The sequence below is a fragment of the Aeromonas sp. HMWF016 genome (genome assembly GCF_963878195.1).
Classification (GTDB): Bacteria; Pseudomonadota; Gammaproteobacteria; order Enterobacterales; family Aeromonadaceae; genus Aeromonas; species Aeromonas lacus.
This window is the reverse complement of sequence record NZ_CAWNWX010000096.1, coordinates 50,234-71,533: the sequence shown is the minus strand read 5'-3', so window position 1 is coordinate 71,533 and position 21,300 is coordinate 50,234. Positions and strand designations below refer to the sequence as shown.

20 protein-coding genes and 1 riboswitch are annotated in these 21,300 nt (G+C 59.9%); of the genes, 12 read left to right on the top strand and 8 right to left on the bottom strand.

Features of this window, described 5'->3' with window-relative positions:
- Nucleotides 1–205 precede the first annotated feature (205 nt).
- On the top strand, nt 206–1,165 hold the full coding sequence (gene kwaB, locus AACS24_RS16010) for an anti-phage protein KwaB (protein WP_108571298.1): 960 nt from the start codon (nt 206–208) through the stop codon (nt 1,163–1,165).
- A 123-nt stretch (nt 1,166–1,288) separates the two neighbouring features.
- Here the strand turns inward: kwaB and AACS24_RS16005 are convergent, their stop codons facing one another.
- Complete coding sequence (locus AACS24_RS16005; RefSeq protein WP_108571297.1) at nt 1,289–2,083, bottom strand: alpha/beta fold hydrolase; 795 nt, start codon at nt 2,081–2,083, stop codon at nt 1,289–1,291.
- A gap of 113 nt (nt 2,084–2,196) precedes the next feature.
- Here AACS24_RS16005 and AACS24_RS16000 point away from each other — a divergent pair, with 113 nt between their 5' ends.
- The 3 genes from AACS24_RS16000 to AACS24_RS15990 are packed head-to-tail and all read left to right on the top strand — an operon-like array spanning nt 2,197 to nt 3,446.
- Entirely contained in the window at nt 2,197–2,580 is a 384-nt protein-coding gene (locus tag AACS24_RS16000) for an MmcQ/YjbR family DNA-binding protein (protein ID WP_108571296.1), read from the top strand.
- Nucleotides 2,577–3,053: a GNAT family N-acetyltransferase gene (locus AACS24_RS15995; RefSeq protein ID WP_108571295.1), complete on the top strand. Its 477-nt coding sequence runs from the start codon at nt 2,577–2,579 to the stop codon at nt 3,051–3,053. The genes AACS24_RS16000 and AACS24_RS15995 overlap by 4 nt, the downstream gene beginning before the upstream one ends.
- Nucleotides 3,054–3,110: 57 nt before the next feature.
- Entirely contained in the window at nt 3,111–3,446 is a 336-nt protein-coding gene (locus AACS24_RS15990) for a DUF3802 family protein (RefSeq protein WP_108571294.1), read from the top strand.
- A 245-nt stretch (nt 3,447–3,691) separates the two neighbouring features.
- Here AACS24_RS15990 and msrA read toward each other — a convergent pair whose 3' ends face one another.
- The gene (msrA, locus tag AACS24_RS15985; RefSeq protein ID WP_005333739.1) at nt 3,692–4,324 is read right to left on the bottom strand and encodes a peptide-methionine (S)-S-oxide reductase MsrA; all 633 of its coding nucleotides are present in this window, start codon (nt 4,322–4,324) and stop codon (nt 3,692–3,694) included.
- A 268-nt stretch (nt 4,325–4,592) separates the two neighbouring features.
- Between msrA and argA the strand changes: the two genes are divergently transcribed.
- Both argA and lysC read left to right on the top strand, forming a co-directional pair.
- Nucleotides 4,593–5,921, top strand: coding sequence for an amino-acid N-acetyltransferase (gene argA / locus AACS24_RS15980; RefSeq protein WP_108571293.1), 1,329 nt, complete (start codon nt 4,593–4,595; stop codon nt 5,919–5,921).
- A 107-nt stretch (nt 5,922–6,028) separates the two neighbouring features.
- Nucleotides 6,029–6,253, top strand: a riboswitch (Lysine riboswitch).
- 90 nt (nt 6,254–6,343) lie between these two features.
- A complete protein-coding gene (lysC, locus tag AACS24_RS15975) occupies nt 6,344–7,696 on the top strand; it encodes a lysine-sensitive aspartokinase 3 (RefSeq protein WP_108571292.1) in 1,353 nt (450 codons plus the stop codon).
- An 81-nt stretch (nt 7,697–7,777) separates the two neighbouring features.
- Here lysC and AACS24_RS15970 read toward each other — a convergent pair whose 3' ends face one another.
- Complete coding sequence (locus AACS24_RS15970) at nt 7,778–8,863, bottom strand: hypothetical protein (RefSeq protein ID WP_108571291.1); 1,086 nt, start codon at nt 8,861–8,863, stop codon at nt 7,778–7,780.
- 255 nt (nt 8,864–9,118) lie between these two features.
- Here AACS24_RS15970 and AACS24_RS15965 point away from each other — a divergent pair, with 255 nt between their 5' ends.
- Nucleotides 9,119–11,374 carry an LTA synthase family protein gene (locus tag AACS24_RS15965; protein WP_108571290.1) on the top strand — a complete coding sequence of 752 codons (2,256 nt, stop codon included), beginning with the start codon at nt 9,119–9,121 and terminating at the stop codon, nt 11,372–11,374.
- 63 nt (nt 11,375–11,437) lie between these two features.
- Here the strand turns inward: AACS24_RS15965 and AACS24_RS15960 are convergent, their stop codons facing one another.
- Nucleotides 11,438–12,454 (bottom strand): S66 family peptidase, encoded by a 1,017-nt coding sequence (locus tag AACS24_RS15960; RefSeq protein ID WP_108571289.1) that lies wholly within the window; start codon nt 12,452–12,454, stop codon nt 11,438–11,440.
- 271 nt (nt 12,455–12,725) lie between these two features.
- Between AACS24_RS15960 and AACS24_RS15955 the strand changes: the two genes are divergently transcribed.
- The 5 genes from AACS24_RS15955 (at nt 12,726) to cysG (ending at nt 18,274) form a co-directional block, all read left to right on the top strand.
- Nucleotides 12,726–13,568 (top strand): patatin-like phospholipase family protein, encoded by an 843-nt coding sequence (locus tag AACS24_RS15955; RefSeq protein ID WP_033115956.1) that lies wholly within the window; start codon nt 12,726–12,728, stop codon nt 13,566–13,568.
- A 195-nt stretch (nt 13,569–13,763) separates the two neighbouring features.
- Complete coding sequence (asrA, locus tag AACS24_RS15950) at nt 13,764–14,822, top strand: anaerobic sulfite reductase subunit AsrA (protein ID WP_108571288.1); 1,059 nt, start codon at nt 13,764–13,766, stop codon at nt 14,820–14,822.
- A 1-nt stretch (nt 14,823) separates the two neighbouring features.
- Nucleotides 14,824–15,663 (top strand): anaerobic sulfite reductase subunit AsrB, encoded by an 840-nt coding sequence (asrB, locus tag AACS24_RS15945; RefSeq protein WP_033115958.1) that lies wholly within the window; start codon nt 14,824–14,826, stop codon nt 15,661–15,663.
- Nucleotides 15,664–15,674: 11 nt separating this feature from the next.
- Nucleotides 15,675–16,685 (top strand): sulfite reductase subunit C, encoded by a 1,011-nt coding sequence (gene asrC / locus AACS24_RS15940; protein ID WP_033115959.1) that lies wholly within the window; start codon nt 15,675–15,677, stop codon nt 16,683–16,685.
- 197 nt (nt 16,686–16,882) lie between these two features.
- A complete protein-coding gene (gene cysG / locus AACS24_RS15935) occupies nt 16,883–18,274 on the top strand; it encodes a siroheme synthase CysG (protein WP_108571287.1) in 1,392 nt (463 codons plus the stop codon).
- A gap of 88 nt (nt 18,275–18,362) precedes the next feature.
- On the opposite strand, the gene AACS24_RS15930 is transcribed toward cysG, so the two are convergent.
- The 4 genes from AACS24_RS15930 to AACS24_RS21965 form a co-directional block, all read right to left on the bottom strand.
- Nucleotides 18,363–18,965, bottom strand: a complete 603-nt coding sequence (locus AACS24_RS15930; RefSeq protein ID WP_108571286.1) for a hypothetical protein — start codon at nt 18,963–18,965, stop codon at nt 18,363–18,365.
- 307 nt (nt 18,966–19,272) lie between these two features.
- Nucleotides 19,273–19,590 (bottom strand): heavy metal-binding domain-containing protein, encoded by a 318-nt coding sequence (locus tag AACS24_RS15925; RefSeq protein ID WP_108571285.1) that lies wholly within the window; start codon nt 19,588–19,590, stop codon nt 19,273–19,275.
- 157 nt (nt 19,591–19,747) lie between these two features.
- Nucleotides 19,748–20,548: a cell division protein DedD gene (gene dedD, locus AACS24_RS15920; protein ID WP_108571284.1), complete on the bottom strand. Its 801-nt coding sequence runs from the start codon at nt 20,546–20,548 to the stop codon at nt 19,748–19,750.
- Between the two features lie 62 nt (nt 20,549–20,610).
- Nucleotides 20,611–21,300: glutamate ligase domain-containing protein (locus AACS24_RS21965; RefSeq protein ID WP_308810137.1), on the bottom strand; the 690-nt coding region annotated here is incomplete at its 5' end.

Here is a 21,300-nt window from a genome sequence, read left to right as displayed (position 1 = left end):
GGTATCATCTTTGTTAGAACAGATAAATATTATACAAATCCTACGCTATCTATTTATGGATACAAACTATACAGGGCCACGTTAGCAGATCATGTCAACCATTACCATTCCGTAATCGTATTAACAAAACATGACTTAAGAAAAGGGCAGAACATTGCCTATAAATTTATCTCAGAAGATGTTTGCTTTGCTAGGAAAATAAATAATGACTAGAGATGATATTAAAAGTGACATGAAGAGCATTCTAGACACATGCTCAGGGATTAAGGTTTTCTTTATTGATGATGACAATAATGAACTTTATGACTCTGATATTGAAAGTGAGGGGCTGGATGAGTTTATGGTTAGTTTTGTCAGTGACCTGAAAAACCAATTCACTGATAACGAAAAATTCTCAATTCCAAATTTATCTAATGCCGACGAAAGAAAGCATGCGCTTTACCATTTTGATTTTGATGACCAAATTCATGAATTTAAGTATTTAGATAAAGTTAATGAGATGCAAGCCAATAAAATAATTGGCAAGTACCAAGTTAGAAGTAAAGGTCTGTCAAGTATTAAAGCTGTTGTCATAAGACTTAAAGGAAGTGATGGGAAAGTAATCTCATTTTATCAGTACATACATAGAACATCTCTATGGACTTCGGGGAAAGGAGTTTTCTTTACAACTCATGAGACCCGCGTCGTAAAAATGACAGATGATGTTTTGAGACTAAATAGCAACTTTATCTTTGCCAAAATTGGACAGAACTATTTAATTAATGATGTTAGAGCATTTGAGAGAGAGTTAGGATTTGACAAAATCATCCATGCCAAGGCAGCACAATACTGTACAAGTATTGAATCGCGCGGTCTTGTCGAAAATCTAGAAAAGTTTAACAAACAGATTAACAAGGAAATTAACTTCGCCAGAAAATTTGTCAAGGTTTTTAAAAACTCAGCAGTAATAGAACAAAATTTATCTAATGAAGAAATTATCTCGTTTGCCATGAGCAAACCCTTCTATAAAGAGAAGCTAAAATTAACAGAAGATGGTAGTCAGTTTGATTTGAATAGCATATCACGCTGTTCTAATTTTCTGCAGCTATTGGATGATGAGTTTTTGAAATCAGAACTAACAGGCATGAACTACATTGCTAGATCAAAAGATAGAGCTAGCTCCTAGTTTGTCCTGCATATATTGCATTAAAATAAGGCCCTAACAGACTTTTTCTGTCAGGGGCTTATTTATTTCACCGCCAACGCTGGTAGTGAAAATGCTGCGATAAGCCATACAAGTGCACGGCAATTACGGGTTAGCAACACCAACTTGGCGAGTAATAAAATCCAAGGTAGTACGATTAAACTGCTCCGGCTGCTCCACATTGCAGACATGGCCGCACTGTTCGATCACCGCTAATGAGGAGCTGGCATCGCGGGCCACCTGTTCGCGCACCGGAGCCAGAAACATATGATCCTCCTCCCCCATCACATAAAGAGTGGGAATGGGCAGGGAGCGCTCGCGGAAGTAGCGCATCAGCGGGTTGACCTCGGTGGCGAGGCGGAACCAGCGTTTGAACTCTTTCTGGCAGAGCTTGCGCGCCTCGCGCACAAACAGGTTGCGCGACTCCTGATGGCGCTGACGCGGCATGATGATGAAGGCAAACAGCCGGTAGAGCCACATATAGGGCAGGATATGCTGGCCTAGTCGGCCCAGCTGCACCAGCACCCGCGAGCGGATATCGAGCCGCAGGATGGCGCCGCCGAGCACCATGCTCTTGACCCGCTCCGGGCAGAGCTCGGCCAGATGGCGAATAAGGATGGTGCCAAGGGAGATGCCGACAAAGTGGGCGCGGCGGATATTGAGGTGATCGAGCAGCCGCACGATATCTTCGGTCACTTCCCGAAAGCTGTAGTGGCCCTTGACCACCTGTTGCAGCTGGTGGGACTGGCCGTGGCCGCGCAAGTCCAGCAGCAGTACGTTGAAGTGTTCGCGATAGGCGCGCAGCTGTTTGAACCAGATGGAGGAGCTGCCACCGGCACCGTGGACAAACACTACCCAATCCCGTTCGGGGCCAAGCTCAAAGGTCTTGTGATACAACATCCAATAGGCTCCCTTGGTGATGGGGGGTATACTCGGCAGCGCATAGTAACAGATGCCTTCCCCTGATTGATATGCAACCGCACTGCTCGGATCACCCACAGCGAGACCAGACCATGGAGTTAACCCCTTTACGCCACTTTCTGCTCTCGTTGCCGGGCAGTCAGGAAGATACCCCGTTTGGTCCGGAGATCCTGGTCTATCGCATCGCGGGCAAGATGTTTGCGCTGGTGGATTGGCAAGCTGACCCGCTCACCATCAACCTCAAGTGCGAACCCGAGCTGGCGCTGTTGCTGCGCGAGCTTCACCCCGAGGTGAAACCGGGCTGGCATATGAACAAGCAACACTGGAACACAGTGACCCTGAACAGCACCTTGCCCGATGATCTCTGGCAAGGCTGGGTGCACCACTCGTATGAGCGGGTTGTCGCCGGTTTGCCGAAATCCAAGCGGCCCATGGCGCCCGCCCGCAATGCCGCTGATCAGGGTGCCCCGGCATGACGCCTCTCCTCTTTATCGCCCCCCTTGGCGAGCAGCATATTCCAGCCCTGATCACCCTGTTCGAGCAGGCGATCCGCCACACCGGCCCCCAGCACTACAGCCCGGAGCAGGTGGAGCAGTGGGCGCTCGGTGCCCGGCATCCCGGCTTTGTCAGCCAGCTGCGAGAGCACCACGGCTGGGTGGCGGAGCTGGCAAATGTGCCCCTCGGATTTGTCACTCTGAGCCCCGATGGCCACCTCAGCCTGCTCTATGTGAGCGCCGACCATCAGCGCCAGGGACTGGGCAATCTGCTGCTCACCACGGCGCTCGCGGGGGCCAGAGGGCTCGGTATGACCCTCATCACCACCGAGGCCAGCGCCTTCAGTTATGAGCTATTTTTACGACATGGCTTTACGTTGACCGGGCTGGAGTGCGTGGAGCGGGGTGGAGTCAGTTTTACTCGCCATCGCCTGCACTGCTGCTTGCCAAGCTAGGGCAAGCCACTAAAATACGCTTAATTTTCGTATTGTTACTGTATTGAGGCAGCAACCATGGTGGTAGAAAGTGAAGGCTATATCTCGCTGATCGAGTATCTGGTGGAGAGTTTGGGATTGTTTGAATCCCAGCAGCAGAACGATGGTGAAGAGACCATCGAAGATCTGGTCAGTGGCCGTGTTGCCAGCAACCTGATGGCCATTTGCGAGCAAAACCCCCAGCTGGCACCCAAGGTGCGCTTTACCATCATGCAGGAGGCGGACGCCGTGGTCGCCGACCTGGAAGAGGTGCTCTCCGCCGTCTGGCTGCGCGAGCCGACCCCGGAGCAGAAGGCCTTCCTCATCGAGTTCATCGATCTTATCAAGAATCTCTTCGACAGCGCGATCGCCTGACCGATCGCCCCTCCCGAGCTAAAACAAGCAGATATGAAAAGGGCCGCCTTGATGGGCAGCCCTGCTTGCTATCATTTTCAACCCGCCAGTGCGTTCATTCATCAGGCGGTTATCAAGGCAAGAAATGTGTCTGGACTTTGCATCCGATCCCTGGACGCTACCTAGTTAGTCCCGACTGGTCGCAATAAGTTCCCTCCTCCGACCATTTATTTTCACTTTTATTAAGAAATCGACTACAAACCTGTTCAGCGGTTCAGGCTGGGCGGCAAACAGACTCCAATGCCACCCAATCCGCAGTAGCCATCCGGATTTTTCTCCAGATATTGCTGATGGTAATCCTCGGCGTAGTAGAAGGGCGCCAGCGGCAGAATGCGAGTGGTAATGGCACGGCTGTCGCCGCTTGCCGCCATCGCCTGCTGATAGGCCGCCATGCTCTGCTGGGCAATGATCTGCTGGCTCTCGTCACCATAGAAGATCACCGAGCGATACTGGGTGCCGATGTCCCCGCCCTGACGCATCCCCTGCGCCGGATCGTGCTGTTCCCAGAACAGTCTGAGCAGATCGCCGTAGCTGATCACCGCCGGATCAAACACCACCTGTACCGTCTCGGCATGGCCGGTCAGGCCGCTGCAGACCTCTTTGTAGGTGGGATTCTGGGTAACGCCGCCCTGATAGCCGGCCGCGGTGGAGTAGACGCCCGGCTGCTGCCAGAACAGGCGCTCCACACCCCAGAAACAGCCCATGCCAAACCAGGCGATCGCCATGTTTTCGGGCCAAGGCCCCTGAGTGGGGTTGCCATTCACCGCATGCTGCTGACCAATCACCATCGCTTCGCGTCGTCCCGGCAGGGCATCTGCCGGTGAAATAATCTGTTCCATGAATTCTGTCCTTGTATAAAACCCTGTGAAATCACACAGCTGACGAAAAGGAGCATCGAAGATAGCAGTTTATCGCGCCGGATCAACCGGCGGGCCCCTCCCCGCTCGCTCCGGCGGCCATCTGCGCTTCGAACCATCCTTTCCCGATCCGCACGGCCAACCCGCCCCTCGTGGACCAGAAACGGCAAAAATCAATATTTAGTCTTGATTTGTGAATTAATTTTCATATATTGAGCCAATCGCTGTTTTTTTATGGAAGAAATATCAAGTGCGTGAACGCGAACCCAGTCTGGTCAATGCCTTCCGGCAATCCACCCCCTATGTCAATGTCCATCGGGGTGCCACCTTTGTGCTGATGATGGGGGGAGAAGCCATCTGCCACCCCAACTTCGCCAATATCGTCAGCGATATCGCCCTGCTGCAGACACTGGGCATACGCCTGGTGCTGGTGTTTGGTTCACGTCCGCAAAACGATGAAGCGCTGGCCCGCGCCGGTATCGAGGCCCAGTATCACAAGCGGATCCGGGTCACCGATGACGAAAGTTTCACCATCATCAAACAGGTGTGTGGCGGCCTGCAATATGACATCACAGCCCAGCTATCCATGGGGCTCGCCAACACACCCATGCAGGGGGCGCGGATCAGCGTGGTGAGCGGCAACTTCGTCACCGCCCAGCCGCTGGGGGTGGATGATGGCATCGACTTTTGCCACAGCGGCCGGGTGCGCCGCATCGACGTGGAGGGGATCACCCGCCAGCTCGACCAGAAAAGTCTGGTGCTCATCTCCCCCATCGGCTGTTCGGTCACCGGCGAGAGCTTTAACCTGAGCTCCGAAGAGGTGGCCCGCCGGGTAGCGGTCGATCTCAAGGCGGACAAGCTCATCTGCTTTAGCAGCACCCAGGGGGTAATGGACAGGCGCGGCGAAGCCATCTCCGAGCTCTTCCCCGAACAGGCCGAAGAGCTGCTGGTGGAGCTGGAGCAGGCTGGCGAAGAGATGTCCGGCACCGCCCGCTACCTGCGTGCGGCCATTGCCTCCTGTCGTGGCGGGGTTCCGCGCTCCCATCTGGTGAGCTATCAGGATGATGGCGCCATGCTGCAGGAGCTGTTCAGCCGCGACGGTCTCGGCACCCAGATTGTGCGGGAAAGCGCCGAGCAGGCCCGTGCCGCCACCATCGAGGATATCGGCGGCATTCTCGATCTAATCCGCCCGCTGGAGGAGGAAGGCATTCTGGTGCGCCGCTCCCGCGAGCAGCTGGAGATGGAGATCGACAAGTTCACCATCATCGAGCGCGATGGCCTGATCATCGGCTGCGCGGCCCTCTACTGCTTTATGGAAGAGGCGATGGCGGAGATGGCCTGCGTCGCCATCCATCCCGACTATCGCAACTCCAACCGGGGTGATCAGCTGGTGGCCAAGGTGGCCGAGCGGGCCAAACGGCTCGGCATCCGCCGCTTGTTCGTGCTCACCACCCGCTCCATCCACTGGTTCCGGGAGCGGGGGTTCGAGCCGCTGGAAGTGGAGGATCTGCCGGTTGAGCGTCAGCGCCTCTACAACTGGCAGCGTCGCTCCAAGGTTTTGTCAAAAACCATTGTGTAACCCATTGATTCTGCGTTGAGTTAGCTGACATTTTGAACTTTTTTACAAACTCGATTGACAGTCCAATCCAACGCAAGGTATTTCTAAATGCACTCCACCGCCATGGTGGAGCCAGAAGAGGAGCGCTGCCCAGGCAGCCCGAGGGAGGACGCCAGAGTCCGGTGAACTTGGGTCAGGGGGAGCAGCGCCGAGACATCTGAGGAGACTGGAAACCTCAGTGTCGGCTGCGGGGGCTGAATCCCCCGGGTTGTCATCGGTAGTGGTCATCCCCCACCGCGCCCTGTCAGGGGCGGGTACGGGATGGGCTCTGCGGGTGGAGTGCTTCTGGCCGGGATCGCTTCGCACATTCCTGCCATTTTCAGCCTCCTCCTCTCTTTTTTGCCCGATGGATCCGGATTTTTAAATTAAGACAGGAGTAAGCAATGAGCCCGATCAATGTCGCCAAGTTTGGCGGAACCAGTGTCGCCAACGCCGCCGCCATGAACAACTGCGCTGATATCGTGCTGGCCAATCCCGCCACCCGCATCGTGGTGCTGAGCGCCAGCGCCGGCGTCACCAATCTGCTGGTAGCACTGGCTCAGGGCGAACTGGACGAAACGGGCCGCGACGAGCAGCTTGCCAAGCTGTCCGACATTCAGCAGGCCATTCTGGCCGATCTCGGCAACCCCGGCGATGTGAGCGCCCTCATTCATGGCCAGCTGGACGAGATCCGCCTCATGGCCCAGCAAGCCCACCAGCAGACCGATGCCGAACTGGCTGATCGCCTCATCGCCTGCGGCGAACTGATGTCGACCCGCCTCTTTACCGAGCTGCTGCGCCAGCGCGGCGTCAATGCCCACTGGCAGGATGTGCGCCAGTTGATGCGCACCGACAGCCGCTTTGGCAAGGCCACCGTCGATCTGAACGCGACTCGCGATCTTTGCCAGCAGACGCTGGGCCCGGTGCTCGGCGACAGCCTCGTCATCACCCAGGGCTTTATCGGTGCCGATGGCGATGGTCGCACGACTACACTTGGCCGTGGCGGCTCTGACTACAGCGCGGCCCTGCTCGCCGAAGCCCTGGATGCCGCCAGTATCGAGATCTGGACCGATGTGCCCGGCATCTACACCACGGATCCGCGCCTCGTCACCCGGGCCCGCCCCATTCCCGAAATCAGCTTTGTCGAAGCGGCGGAGATGGCCACCTTCGGTGCCAAGGTGCTGCACCCGGCCACCCTGCAACCGGCGGTGCGCCAGAACATTCCGGTCTTTGTCGGCTCAAGCAGGGAGCCGCAGGCGGGGGGAACCTGGATCCGTTCCACCACGGACACCAGTCCGCTGTTTCGCGCCGTGGCCCTGCGTCGCCAGCAGGTGCTGGTCACCCTGCACAGCCTCAACATGTTCCACGCCTATGGCTTTCTGGCCGAGGTGTTCGGCATTCTGGCCCGCCACCGCATCTCGGTGGATCTCATCACCACCTCGGAGGTGAGCGTGTCGCTCACCCTGGATCACACCGGCAGCCAGAGCAATGGCGAACCGGTGCTCAGCGACAAGGTGCTGGCCGAGCTCAGCCAGCTCTGCAAAGTCGAGGTGGAGAACGAGCTGGCTCTGGTGGCGCTGATCGGCAACCGGATGAGCGAGGTCAACGGCGTGGGCAGCCGGGTATTCGATGCCCTGCGCGACCACAACATCCGGATGATCTGCTACGGCGCCAGCGCCCACAACCTATGCTTCCTGGTCAAAGAGGGCGAAGCGGGCCAGATCGTCAACCGCCTCCATCAGGAGCTGCTGGACTGACCCTCACGGCTGGCAAATCCGACCATGCAAAAGGGCACCCGCAAGGTGCCCTTTTCATTTCTGTTTCGCTGAGGCGTTGGCTCAGGCGCAGGTGGTCACCGGCAACTGGCACGCCATCACTTCGCGGCGCTGGCGCTGCAATCTGGCCAGCAGCTCGCTCTGGCCCAGCCCCAGCTCTTCGCTGGAGAGATTGTCGACCAGCAGCTCGTAGTGGTTGGTCACCGCCTGCTCCAGCCAGTCGAGACGACGCAAAGTGAGCGGGCTGCAGCTGCGGCCACTGAGATCGTCAGCCACATCGAGCCGGTGGCTGCGATACATATCCCGCCACCAGTTGGCGACCAGCGCCTCGTCGCTCGCCAGCGCGGCGCTCCACTCCCCCTGCAGGGCGTGCAGACGAGCCAGCACCGGGGCACTGGCTCCTTCGCGGATCAGGTGATGGATCTCCCGCTTCACCCACTTGAGGCAAAGTTCGCGCCAGTAGCGAAATTGCGGCAAAGGATCGGCTTCATCGAGCCAGAGTCCGGAAAGGGTGCGGGTCTCCAGCCGCTCCGGCACATGAAATTGCGGGTCGACCAGCCCATTGGAGTTGTATTCGAAACGGGGATCAAAGGGCCACATGTAACCAAAATCGAACACGCTGATATGTTCGCCGTCATCGAGCAGATTGCCCGGGCTCGGATCCCAGTCGAACCAGCCCCAGCGAGCCAGCTCCCCCTGCACCTCCAGCATCTGTGCCAGATTGCGCTCGTTGAGCTGATGCACCGGCACGCCCCGCAGCCAGGGCGAGACCAGAATGCCGGCACGGGCCGAACCAAAGCTGGTACAGACCACGTGGGAGAGCACGGTGGGATGCAACTCGCGCAGCGCTTCAATTTCGCGCCGCCGCTCCAGCTCGGTGAGGAAAGCGGTCTTGCCATCGAGATTGGCGACCAGCGAATCGTTTCGGCGCCGCTTGAGGCACCAGTGATGGCCATCGATCTTGAGATGAAACACCTCGGCGGTAAGACCGTGACGATAGACCTTGATCACCGACGGATGGGAATCCTTGAGTCTGACCAGCTGCGCCACGGGAAGCGGACAGTCACGTTCGCGCCCGACCCGGATCTCCTCCTTGCTCTCGAGCATACGCAGCAATCTGGCTTGCCGTGCCATCACCTTGGGATTCATACATGTACCTCCTGTCGCTACTGAGAGACTAAACAGCACCTCTCTCGCAGACCAGCAGCAAACGTTCATGATGACGCTTTCATCACATATTCCGGACAACCTCTCGATCGGGATCACAATATGCAGGGCCGAAGTGCAACCAAAAATTCATCAGGCGGTCATTAAATTGACATCCATGAACCGGCCACGCACCATCGGGTCAAATAGTATGCAGATGATCTGCATCTCTCTCACTTGCTCAAAGGATGAGCTGATATGAATCGCCCCTTCTCAGGCCGTCGCCGCGCCCTGAGTCTCTCCCGCCTGCTGCTGATCCTGCTCGGTGGCCTGCTCATCGTGACCCTGCTGCTGCCGCTCATCAATCCCGGCAGCTGGCTTGGCCGTGCCCAACCGCTGGTGCTGGGGCCCGCCGACAATCCGCTGGCCACCCTCACCCGCCACGCCCTTCTCTACAAGAGCGACAGCCGTGGCCTCTATCTGGTGGTGCGCAGCCAGTGGCAATTGCGAGGGCAGCTCCAGCCGGGGGACAAGGTGCGGGTGGAGCTGCTCAACGACAAGGGGGAGCGGATCGACGAGCTGAGCCAGCCGGTGGAGAAGCGTCAGGTGTGCCGCAACAACCGCTGCACTCTGGATCTCAACAGCACGTTGCGCGCCCCGGACGATGCGCTGGCCAGCCGTTACCAGCTGCGGATCGGCCTGCTGCTGGCAGACCGCCCCGAGAGCGGTGACTTCAGCCAGATCCTGCAGACCCTGCCGGAGCAGGGCTTCAACCTCACCTACCTGATGGTGAGCCTGACGCTGGTACTGGCGCTGAGCGCCGCCGTGCTGAAGGCGGTGCTGCCAAGGCTGCGCCGCAGTCTGCGCTGGCGCATCATCGGCAGCCTGCTGCTCGGCAACCTCACCTTCGTGCTGCTGCACGGCTTCGTGGTATTCAAACTGGGGGAGTTTCTGCTCTGGTCAGGCTTTCGCCCGGAGCACTACTATCTCGCTTGGGGCAGCATGGTGCTGGGCTGGAGCCTCTGCGCACTGGCCGGATTCAACCTCTACATGGGGCTGGTCTTTACCGCCCTCTCCGGCATAGGACTGCTGGCCAACTTCATGAAGATCGCCATCTACGGCGTGCCGCTCGGCGGCGATGATCTCGGCAACCTGATGGCGCTGCTGCGGATCCTGCAGGATCAGCACCCCGTCGTGCCGCTGCTCGGCGGCGCTATCGCGCTCTTCCTCTGCTGGCGCTTTGCCCTCTCCCGCTGGATCCTGCGCACGGCCGCCGCCACCGTGGCCTTCTTTGCCCTTTGCGTGTTTGCCACCCAGACCAGCAACAAGCTGCTGGGGGCCAACGTGCGCTACGTGGATCGGGCGGTCAACTACCACAGGGACATCATCCGCTCCGGCCCCGGCCTCTACCTGTTCAATCTGGTGGACGAGATGCTGGAGCAGGGCAGCGTGTTTCGCTACCCGCTGCAGATCAACGAATTCACCCCCCAGCTGAGCCAACCGCCGCAGGGGGCTGCGCCGCGCTGGGATCTGGTGATCGTGCTGCAATATGAGTCGCTGATGCTCGACTGGCAGGGGCGGCTCTGCGCCCCCGTTCCCACCCTGAACCTGCCCGCCACCATCCAGCAGTGGCACAAGACCATCCACTCCCCCACCACTGGCGGCATGACGGTGCTGGCGGAGTTCGAGATGAACACGGGCCTGCCGGTGGGGCTGCTCAAGCAGGGGGTGGTGCCCTACTACTACCTCTCGGATCAAGTGCCGGGGCTGGCCCAGAGCGCCAACCAGAGCGGCTACCAGACCCTCTTCGTCCACCCCTATGTGGAGAAGTTCTGGGGCCGCGCCAAGGCGATCCCGGCGCTTGGCTATCAGGAGCGCTGGTTCGACAGCCGCTTTACCACCCTCGAGCACAAGGGGCTCTATATCTCGGACGATGCCCTCGTCGATCACCTGCTCAAACGCAGCGAACAGGATGACAAACCGCTGTTTGCCTACGCGGTTACCATGCAGGGGCACGGCCCCTTCGATGGCCCCCGCTATCAGGCACAGGAGCACAGCGGCGCCTGCCCGAACGAGAGCGAGAGTGACAGACAGCTGCTCAACACCTACTACACCGGGGTGGTAGATGCCATGGCCTCGCTGGAGCGGCTGCTCAAGAGTCTCGATCAGTCTGGCAAGCGCTATCTGGTTGTCGCCTTTGGCGATCACCAGCCCTTCCTGATGTCGGCCGGCAAGGGCATTCACGGCGACAAACCGGCGCGCGATGCCACCTATCAGATCCCCATGATGGCCTTCACCCGCGCCGATGATTCCCTCAATCTGGCGACCCAGTTTGCGCCGGTGCGCCAGCTCTATCAGATGGGACAGGCCACTCGCCAGCTGCTGGCCGGCAACCTCACCCCCATCAGCGACGGCCCCCTGCTCCATCCGGTGCTGGGCGAGGAGAAGGGTTTCGACGTCTCGCCGCTGGTGCCGCAGATCCGCGCCAGCTTCCGGACCGATGCCCTGCCCTGACAATGTCATCCCCCAACAACAGACAAGGCCGCATCGGCGGCCTTGTCTGCTTCCTGCCCCCCGTCAGGCGCTGTGCCACCAGGGCTCAAGCAGCGTGAGCTGCTGGCGGTCGAGATCCAGCTCCGCCTCGACGCCCAGCGGCAACGTCAGCATGGGGTGGGTATGGGCGCAGTCAAACTCCGCCAGAATGGGGAAGTGCGGCTCCCCCACCACCTCCAGCAGGATATCGAGCGGGCGCTTGCCGCTGCCCTGATCGTTGAACAGCTCGTGCTTGCCGAGGATAAGGGCGCCGATCCGATCAAACACCCCGCACAGCTTGAGATGGGCGAAGGAGCGCTCCACCGTCTCGGCGGATTTCAGGCTGTCCTCTAGCAGCAGAATATCGCCACGCTCGATGGCCGGCATATAGGGGGAACCCCAGATCCCCGCCATGGTGTTGAGGTTGCCGCCCATCAGCCGCCCCTGCACCCGACCTGAGCCCACCGAGATCAGCCGATTGGGCTGGCACTGCTTGGCCCGGTTCTGGTTTTCCCAGTCCAGCCGCTCATCGCTCCATTGCGCGGGGGTCGGCAGCGTACAGGGGACGCCAGCCTCGTCGGCCAGCACAATCTGTAAAAAACTGGCCAGCGTCTCATCCACCAGCGGCGGCAACTCGCCGAATGAGGCCACCAGCGCCGGGCCATAAAAGGTAACCAAACCAGTCTGGGCATAGATGCCGAGCAGCAGGGCCGTCACATCGGAGTAGCCCACGATGATCTTGGGATCCCGTTTTAGCGCATCAACATCGAGGTAGGGCAGCAGGGAGTTGGAGTTGCTGCCGCCAATCACCGACATGATGCAACGCACCTCGGGGTCGCGAATAAGGGCGTTGAGCTCCTCGGCCCGCGCGGCGATGGAACCGGAGCGCCAGTGATCCTGCTGGCCGGTGAGGCTGCCCGCCTTGAGCCGGAAGCCCTGCACTTCGAGAAAGGCTTTTGCACGGGCAAAACGGGTGGGCGCCCAGGCGGTTGCCGCGCTGGAGGGGGAAAAAAAAGCGATGGTGTCGCCGCGCTGGAGTGGCGGGGCAAGGAGTCTCGTCATCAGTCACATCCCCCGGGGCTCATCAAACCGTGAAAACAGAGCCCTGACTATCCCTTATCGCCCCTGTTGGCACAACGGCTGGCTCGCCATCGTTTAGAAATACAAAACGCTTGATTCATTATTAACAGATATTCTAAACAAAACCACGCTCCTAGAATGACCTCATTGCGATAGCCAGCCCCCGCTGTCAGCCAGAATGGTCGCCCGGGCAAGCCTGAAGCTTGCCGCCGACCCACTCTCTTGCGACGCCGATTTCAATGAGGACCCCGTCATGAATAGAACCGCATCCCCCACGGCACTGGTTGTTGAAGGTGGCGCCATGCGCGGCATATTTGCCAGCGGCGTGCTGGATGCGTTTATCGAACGTGACTACCGTCCCTTTGACTTTGCCATCGGCGTCTCGGCCGGCGCGACCAACCTCCTGGCCTATCTCGCCAGCCAGCATGGCCGCAGCCACGACATCCTGACCGAGCTGGCCTGCACCCCGGAGTTTCTCGACCCGCTGCGTTTTGCCAAGGGGGGCAATCTGGTGGATATCCACTGGCTCTGGCACACCAGCTGCCGCAAATACCCCCTCGATATCCATCGCTATCGAGAGAGCGGCATCCCCTTCTATGCGGTGGTGACCAATGCCCTGACCGGCAAGGCGGAGTACATCCGGGTCAAGCCGGAGAACATGGATGAGGTGCTGCCCGCCAGCTGCGCCATTCCCCTCGCCTCCCGCGAATATCCGCAGGTGCACGGGGTGCCGATGACCGATGGCGGGGTGGCCGACTCCATCCCGGTGATCGAGGCCTACCGCCGCGGCGCCCGCCAGATGACGGTGATCCTCTCCGAGCCGCTGGGCTACCGGCTCAAGCCGATGCCCTTCCCCTGGATGATCCGCACCCTGCTCAAGACTCACCCCGCGCTGGCACAGGCGCTGGAGCAGCGGGATCGCAGTTACAACGAGGCGCTCGATTTCATCGCCAATCCGCCCGCTGATTGCCAGATCGAGGTGATCGCCCCGGCCGACTACTTCCCTGTTTCCCGTTTTACCCGCGATATCAACAAGCTGGAGATGGGATACGTGATGGGCAAGTGCGCTGGCTATCAGGCGGCCCTGCTCAATTGACAAGGGTTTTACAGGCATGACCCGACCTGCCGCGACGCACACGCCGCCACACAAGAACAATCGGGTCAGTTGAACAAGATGAGTCATAAACCGGACCGCGGCGAGAGCGGCGTAGCTCTCCCGGCTAGTCAATACCGGGACAGACACGCCCCTTTCAATGCCAAGGCATGTCACCCTCAGACAAGGTGTTTATTTATGTCGTTTCTTCTCACCCAGCCCGCGCTGGTGCAGCTGTTCGAACGGCTGCTGCCCGATTACCGGATCATGGCCCCTGCGGCCGAATATCGGGGCGGTCGCTTCTCCGACACCGACAACGTCACCTACCACAGCATCCGCCATCCGGCCGATCTGGTGTGGCAGGAGAAGTCCCACTTCTCCCCGAAAGAGGTGGTGCTCCCCATCACCCAGACCCTGTTCCACTTCGACAATCTGGAGCTGCGCGAATCGAAGGTGGAAGCCAAGCCCACCCTGCTGTTCTTGCGCAGCTGCGATATCCACGCCCTGCGCAGGCTGGATCAGGTCTATCTCAAGAACGGCCAGAACAGGGACGTCTACTACGCCCGGCTGCGCAGCAAGCTCAAGCTGGTACTGCTGGAGTGCCGCGAGAGCTTCGAGAACTGCTTCTGCGTCTCCATGGGCAGCAATGAGACCCGGGACTACGCCGCCGCCATTCGTCTGAGCGATGAGGGCGCCCGCATCGAAGTCAAGGATCCCGAGCTGTTCGGCTACTTTGCCGAGCTGGGTGAATCCGATGACTTCGCCCCGGAGTTTGTCCAGAGCAACCCGGTCAAGGTGCGCACCCCGGACAGCGTCTGTGACGACCCCCAGCGGATCCGCCAGATCCTCACCGATCATCCGGTCTGGGCCGAGTACGACAGCCGCTGCATCGGCTGCGGCCGCTGCACCACCTCCTGCCCGACCTGCAGCTGCTACAGCGTGCACGACCTCACCTATGCGGAGAACCCCAAGCAGGGTGAACGTCGTCGCCAGTGGGCCAGCTGCATGGTGGATGGCTTCAGCGACATGGCCGGTGGCCACGGTTTTCGCGCCAAACATGGCGAGCGCCTCCGTTATCGCGCCCTGCACAAGGTCAACGACTACAAGGCCCGTCAGGGGGAGGAGCACATGTGCGTCGGCTGTGGCCGCTGCGACGATCGCTGCCCTCACTACATCTCCTTTAGCAACATCATCAACAAAATGACCGATGTGGTCGAACAGACCATCGCAGCCGACCACGCGCAGGGGGCGAACTGATATGTGCCAGTGCCAACAAACCGCAACAGCAGAACAGCAGCAGGAAGCGGTCGAAAACCGCCTGCTGCCCAAGGCCTACACCATTCTGGCCATCGAGCGTCACACCGAACTGGAGTGGAACTTTCGGGTCTCCCGCGACTTTGATGTCCACTACGGCCAGTTTGTGGAGATCTCCCTGCCCACCGTCGGCGAAGCGCCCATCTCGGTCTCCGACTATGGCGATGGCTATGTGGATCTGTTGATCCGCAAAGTCGGCAAGGTGACCGATGCGCTGTTTGCCCTCGATGTGGGCGACAAGGTGTGGATGCGCGGCGTCCACGGCAACGGCTATCCGCTGGAAGCCTATCGCAACCAGCACCTCATCGTGGTGGCGGGCGGCACTGGCGTCGCGCCGGTCAAGGGGCTGCTGCGTCGCTTTAGCAAACACCCGGAACAGGTGAAGTCCCTCGACATGATCCTCGGCTTCAAGAACGAGCAGGCGGTGCTCTATCGCCACGAGATGCCGCTCTGGGCCGAGCGCCAGAATCTCATCGTCACGCTGGATGAGGGTGAGGAGAGCGAGCAGTTTCGCATCGGCCGGGTCACCGATTACATCGACCAGCTGGATCTCTCGGATAGCGAGGATATCCAGGCCATCGTGGTCGGCCCTCCCGTCATGATCCGTTTCGTGGTGCTCGCCCTGCTTGAGCGCGGCATCCCCAAGGATCGCATCTGGGTCGACTACGAACGCCGCATGGCCTGCGCCGTCGGCAAGTGTGGCCACTGCCGGATGGGCGACACCTATATCTGCGTGGATGGCCCGGTCTTTCGTTTTGACCAGGCCCAGCATCTGATCGACTGAGGGAGAACACCATGAGTCTCGATATCGACATCATCAAGGCCCGCGCCAAGAACGAATACCGCCTCTCCAAGGTGCGCGGCGAAGCGATGATCAGCGTACGCATTCCCGGCGGGATCATGCCCGCCCACCTGCTGGCGGTGGCCCAGCAGATCGCCGAACAGTACGGCAACGGCTTGATCCACCTCACCACTCGCCAGAAGCTGGCGATGCCCGGCATCAAGTATCAGGACATGGACAAGGTCAACGCTGCCCTCGAACCCTTTATCAGGGAGATCGAGGTGGAGACCTGCGGCATCGAGGTAGCGGACACCCAAGCCGGTTACCAGACTATCGGCGGGCGCAACATCGTCGCCTGTCAGGGCAACACCATCTGCCAGAAGGGCAATATCGACTGTACCGGGCTGGCCCAGCGGATGGAGAAGCACCTCTACCCCAACCCCTATCACCTCAAGATGGTGATCGCCGGCTGTCCCAACGACTGCGCCAAGGCCAACATGGCCGACTTCGGCATCCTCGGCATCGCCAAAATCCACTTCAATGCCGAGCGCTGCATCGGCTGCGGCGCCTGCGTCAAGGCGTGCAGCCACCACGCGGTGGATTGCCTCGCCATCAAACATGGCAAGGCGGTCAAGGAGGAGAGCAAGTGCATCGGTTGTGGCGAGTGCGTGCTGGCCTGCCCGACCATGGCCTGGCAGCGGGATCCCAAGCAGCTCTACATGGTCAAGCTGGGGGGACGCACCAGCAAGAAGACTCCCCGTACCGGCAAGCTGTTTCTCAACTGGGTCACCGAAGAGGTGCTGCATGCGGTGATCAAGAACCTGTTCGAGTTCGAGGCCGAGATGCTGGATGGCAAGCCCATCTACCTGCACATGGGTCACCTTATCGACCGGGCCGGTTATCACAAGTTCAAGGAGCGGGTGCTGCGCGGCGTCACCCTCAACCCGGAAGCCATGGTCGCTGACCGTATCTTCTGGGCCGAAGATCAGTACGTCGCCAACATGCATGTCAAAGCGGTGCAATAGGAAAAACCTCGTTTGGGGAAGCTGATCATAGTGGCCGACAACCGGTGGGGATCTGTCGTTGGCCCGGGCGTGGATCACGCTTCCCCCTTTTTATTCCCGTTGGGGGCCTTTCCCCCGACCATCCGGGGTGCGTCACGGCGCGCCCCGTCATCTGGCCCGGCGCGGCATTGCGAGCGGGCCAGCATCCGGAGCCTGTTATGGACTTTCTCCCTCTCTTCTGTCAGCTGCAAAACAAGCCGGTGCTTATCGTCGGCGGTGGTGAGGTAGCGGTGCGCAAGGCGCGCCTGCTGCTCGATGCCAAGGCGAAGATCACCATCAATGCCCCGCACCTGGAACCCCAGTTGATGAGCTGGGCCGAGCAGGGTCGCCTGACCGTCTGCGCCGCCGACTTTCACCCCGAGCTGCTCGATGGCAAGTGGCTGGTGATCGCCGCCACCAACCAGACCGAGGTCAATCATCAGGTCTTCAGCGAGGCGAGCCTGCGCCAAATCTTCTGCAACGTGGTGGACTCTCCGGCCCACTGCAGCGCCATCATGCCCGCCATCATCGACCGCTCGCCGCTGATGGTGGCCATCTCCAGCGCCGGCTCGGCACCGGTACTGAGCCGCCAGCTGCGGGAAAAATTCGAAGCCATGCTGCCGCAGCACCTCGGCCAGCTCGCGGCGCTGGCGGGCAAGCTGCGCGAGCGGGTCAAACTCATTCCGGACAAGCTGGCCCGCCGCCACTTCTGGGAGCGGCTGTTCCGCCATGATCGCCTCGCCCGCCAACTGGCCCGTGGCCAGCAGCAGGCCGCCGAGCAGAGCGTCGTCGAGCTATTGAATGAGCCGGTGCAGAGCAAGGGAAGCGTCACCCTGGTCGGCGCAGGCCCCGGCGATGCAGGCTTGCTCACCCTGAACGGCTTGCAGCAGCTGCAGCAGGCGGATGTGGTGGTCTATGACCGGCTGGTCTCGCAGGAGGTGCTGGCACTTGTTCGCCGGGATGCCGAGCGGATTTTCGTCGGCAAGGAGGCGGGCCGCCACTGCGTGCCCCAGCAGGCGATCAACCAGCTGTTGCTGGAGCAGGCTCGCCTTGGCAAACAGGTGGTGCGCCTCAAGGGGGGCGATCCCTTTATCTTTGGCCGTGGCGGCGAGGAGCTGGAGACCTTGGCCGAGGCGGGGATCCCCTTCTCGGTGGTACCGGGCATCACGGCGGCCTCAGGCTGCGCCGCCTGCAGCGGCATTCCCCTCACCCACCGTGATCACGCTCAGCGGGTGCAGTTCATCACCGGCCACGACAAGGAGGGCAATATCGCTCAGGAGTGGTCGGCGCTGGCTGCGCCCCGCCAGACCCTGGTCTTCTACATGGGGTTGGCCCATGCCGGCCGCATTCAGGACGAGCTGCAGACTCACGGCCTGCCCGGCCACACCCCGGTGGCGCTGGTGGAGCAAGGCACCCGGCTCAGCCAGCGGGTAGTGCGCGGCGAGCTGCAACAGCTGGCGCAACTGGCCACTCAGGTAGAGAGCCCGAGCCTGATCATCATCGGTTCGGTCGTGACCCTGGCTGACAAACTGGACTGGTACGGCGAAGGCAATACTCTGGCCGGGGTGTAATCGCTCATAGCACGCCCCTTCACTAGACCAGTAAAAAAGCGACGCAGGCCATGGCCTGCGTCGCTTTTATCGGAATTGGGAAACAGATTTATTCGAAGGAGATAGGGCCAGTCGAGCCTGCATCACTATCCTGCCACTCGCTTTCACCGCGCACCCGCGGATCGCCCTGCAGGGTATAGAGGATCATTCCCTGACGGATCTGCAGCGCCCCATCGGCACGCTTGGCCTTGACCTTGACGTCGTTGACCCACACCTGCTCCTTGCCATCAACCCGGATGACGGCCACTGTCTGGCCAGTCCCGCTGTTTTTGGCAATCCACTTGCCCTGATAGGGAGAATCCCCCTTGGCCATCGGCAGAGAGGTGGCCTTACCTGCCGACCAGGATTGCACCGTGCAGATGCCGTTGGCACGGTTATCGTGCTTGATGGCGTAATCAATGCTCGGCTCGCTGGTGGAGGAATCAGCGCTGATACCGATCATGATCTTGCCGCTCTGGGCAGAGTAGGCATTGGGCGCATTGGTCTTCAGCGAGGCCTTTTTGCCGTTGATATAGACATTGCCATCCTGCGACTTGACCTGAATATTCATCGGGCAGGCAGCGGTAAAGTTCGGTACCGTAGCCGCCGCGCTGCCTGCATAAGCAGCGATGGCCAGAGTGATAACAGTCAACAGAGCAGATTTTTTGTACATCCTGATACGCCTTCAAGAAATGGTGGTTCAAAAAAAGTGGGGTCATCCATGATGAGAGGTCATCCTGATGGCAACAACTCTAGTCCAGCCGATGAGGGTGACCCAGTTAAAAAAAATAAAACCCGTGCCCGCCGTTATGAAAAAATATAAACAAACAAAATCAATACGTTAATTTCAAAACTATCTTCATCATCCCCCTATCTGGCATCTCTGTTCTCAAACATCGTGCACAAAAAAAGCCGATAACCCGGTTATCGGCTCGCCATTTCAACACGCAGGTTCAGCGCACGGGGTAAAGCTTGCTATCTCAAACCACCACGGCGGTGCCGCTGATGCTGACCATCAGCATGCTGCCGTTCTGCCCCACTACCTCGTAGTCGATATCGATGCCGACCACCGCATTGGCCCCCAGCGCAGAGGCGCGCTCCTTGAGCTCATCAAAGGCAATCTCGCGGGCACGGGCCAGCTCTTTTTCGTAGGCGCCGGAGCGGCCACCGATAATGTCGCGGATCCCGGCAAAGAGATCCTTGAAAAGGTTGGCGCCAAGGATGGCTTCGCCCACCACGATGCCGCGGTATTCACGAATGCTCTTGCCTTCCAGGGTGGGGGTTGTCGAGAGGATCATCTTGAACTCCTATGGGTGACAGAGGGCTCAGACTAACCCAACTCCCCGCAAATCCCAACCGGGTGGTTGCCTTTGCGACGCGGGATTTAAAAATGACGACAGCCATATAAAACAACACCGCGACGGGCGCGGTGTTGTGATGTGAGTGCAATGACAATCAGGGATTGTAGGCGACGACCGAGCCGCTCAGCCCCGTCATCTGGGAGATCTTCCCCTGGATCCCCTGCAGCTTGGCCTTGGAGACATCCGGCCCGATAAAGACCCGGTTGATCTGCCCCTGCACCGGCGTGCGTGGCGAAGTGTGGGCCGAATAGCCGGCAGCCCGCAGCTTGCTCACCAGTGCGTTGACGCTGTCGACGTTCTTGAACGCGCCGAGCTGGAGGATCCAGCTCCCCTGCGCCGGTGCCGCGGCGGGCGCTGGCGTGGTCGGCTGGCTCATCTTGCTCTCGATAAGGTCATCGAGGGACTTGATCTGGCCTGCCTGCTGTTTGGCTGGCGCTGGAGTCGGAGCCTTGGCAACCTCGACCGGCTTGGTCGGAACCGGTTTCGGTGCCGGCTTGGGTTGCTCCACCGGCGCCTTGGCGACCACTTCCGGCTTGGGTTGCGGCTTGGCAGGCGCGGCTTGCTGTACCGGCTGCTGGGCAACCTGCGCACCGGCCTGCTGGGCGGCACTCCCCTGATTGCCGAGGATCATGGGGTCGGCGACCTCTTCCACCTGCCACTGCTGGGCGGCCGAGGCTTGCTGCTGGCTGGCCAGATGCTCGGCCGGCAGAGTGCTTGCCGCCGATACCTGCAGCGCGGGCTTGGCCGGCTCAAGATCGGGACGCAGCGGAATTTTGGCAAACGCCTCCTCCTTTTGCGCCAGCTTGTGACCATCCAGCAGGTCCGGCAGGAAAATAACGACCAGGGCCACCAGAATAACGGTCCCCACCAGACGGTTTTGAAACTTCGAGGCCAAGTTGACTCCTACTTCCTTTACTTGATCCAATTCATGGCATGCCCCCGACAAAGAGGGGCTGGCTAGCTGGCGAACCCCGCCAGCACATCGGCGACAGTGTAAAACGAACCAAACACAATGACCATATCGTCAGGACTCGATACGGCCAAGGCCGCCTGATAGGCAGCCTCGACGCTGTCAAAGGTCGTCGCCGGCCCCTCTCCGGAGCCAAGCGCCTGTGCCAACTGGGCCGCACTTGCCGCCCTCGGGCCGGTCAGGCTGGCCAGATACCACTCGCCGATCAGACCGTCGAGCTCGGCAAGCGACCCCGCCATATCCTTGTCCTTGAGCATGCCGACCACGGCGCGGCGCACACCCGAACAGGGCATCTTGCGCAGCTGGGCGGCCAGATAGGCGGCCGAATGGGGATTGTGGGCCACATCGACGATAACCAGCGGAGCGCTTTGCAGCTGCTGCATCCGGCCAGCCAGCCGAGCATTGGCAAGCCCGTCGCGGATGGCAGACTCCGGCAACGGCAAACCGAGGGATTCCAGCGCCGCCAGTACAGTCACCGCGTTCATCAGTGGCAGGGCCGGTTTGGGCAGGTCGCACCACTGGTGAAGACCGTGGTAATCCCAGCTGCTCTCATGCTCATCGCCACGAAAATCAACGCCGACCTGACGCAGGTTGGCGCCAATGCGTGCCGCCTCGCTGGCGATAGTTGCCGGGGGATTGGGCTCGCCGCTGATGGCAGGTTTGCCGGCGCGATACAC

What these genes read in the sequence shown, in the direction of transcription:
- asrB (WP_033115958.1), top strand. Translation starts at nt 14,824, where the DNA reads ATGTGCCAGTGCCAACAAACCGCAACAGCAGAACAGCAGCAGGAAGCG.
- AACS24_RS16000 (WP_108571296.1), top strand. Translation starts at nt 2,197, where the DNA reads ATGGAGTTAACCCCTTTACGCCACTTTCTGCTCTCGTTGCCGGGCAGT.
- AACS24_RS15960 (WP_108571289.1), bottom strand. Translation starts at nt 12,454, where the DNA reads ATGACGAGACTCCTTGCCCCGCCACTCCAGCGCGGCGACACCATCGCT.
- AACS24_RS15965 (WP_108571290.1), top strand. Translation starts at nt 9,119, where the DNA reads ATGAATCGCCCCTTCTCAGGCCGTCGCCGCGCCCTGAGTCTCTCCCGC.
- AACS24_RS15990 (WP_108571294.1), top strand. Translation starts at nt 3,111, where the DNA reads ATGGTGGTAGAAAGTGAAGGCTATATCTCGCTGATCGAGTATCTGGTG.
- kwaB (WP_108571298.1), top strand. Translation starts at nt 206, where the DNA reads ATGACTAGAGATGATATTAAAAGTGACATGAAGAGCATTCTAGACACA.
- cysG (WP_108571287.1), top strand. Translation starts at nt 16,883, where the DNA reads ATGGACTTTCTCCCTCTCTTCTGTCAGCTGCAAAACAAGCCGGTGCTT.
- asrA (WP_108571288.1), top strand. Translation starts at nt 13,764, where the DNA reads ATGTCGTTTCTTCTCACCCAGCCCGCGCTGGTGCAGCTGTTCGAACGG.
- AACS24_RS15995 (WP_108571295.1), top strand. Translation starts at nt 2,577, where the DNA reads ATGACGCCTCTCCTCTTTATCGCCCCCCTTGGCGAGCAGCATATTCCA.
- lysC (WP_108571292.1), top strand. Translation starts at nt 6,344, where the DNA reads ATGAGCCCGATCAATGTCGCCAAGTTTGGCGGAACCAGTGTCGCCAAC.
- msrA (WP_005333739.1), bottom strand. Translation starts at nt 4,324, where the DNA reads ATGGAACAGATTATTTCACCGGCAGATGCCCTGCCGGGACGACGCGAA.
- AACS24_RS15925 (WP_108571285.1), bottom strand. Translation starts at nt 19,590, where the DNA reads ATGATCCTCTCGACAACCCCCACCCTGGAAGGCAAGAGCATTCGTGAA.
- AACS24_RS16005 (WP_108571297.1), bottom strand. Translation starts at nt 2,083, where the DNA reads ATGTTGTATCACAAGACCTTTGAGCTTGGCCCCGAACGGGATTGGGTA.
- AACS24_RS15955 (WP_033115956.1), top strand. Translation starts at nt 12,726, where the DNA reads ATGAATAGAACCGCATCCCCCACGGCACTGGTTGTTGAAGGTGGCGCC.
- AACS24_RS15930 (WP_108571286.1), bottom strand. Translation starts at nt 18,965, where the DNA reads ATGTACAAAAAATCTGCTCTGTTGACTGTTATCACTCTGGCCATCGCT.
- AACS24_RS15970 (WP_108571291.1), bottom strand. Translation starts at nt 8,863, where the DNA reads ATGAATCCCAAGGTGATGGCACGGCAAGCCAGATTGCTGCGTATGCTC.
- asrC (WP_033115959.1), top strand. Translation starts at nt 15,675, where the DNA reads ATGAGTCTCGATATCGACATCATCAAGGCCCGCGCCAAGAACGAATAC.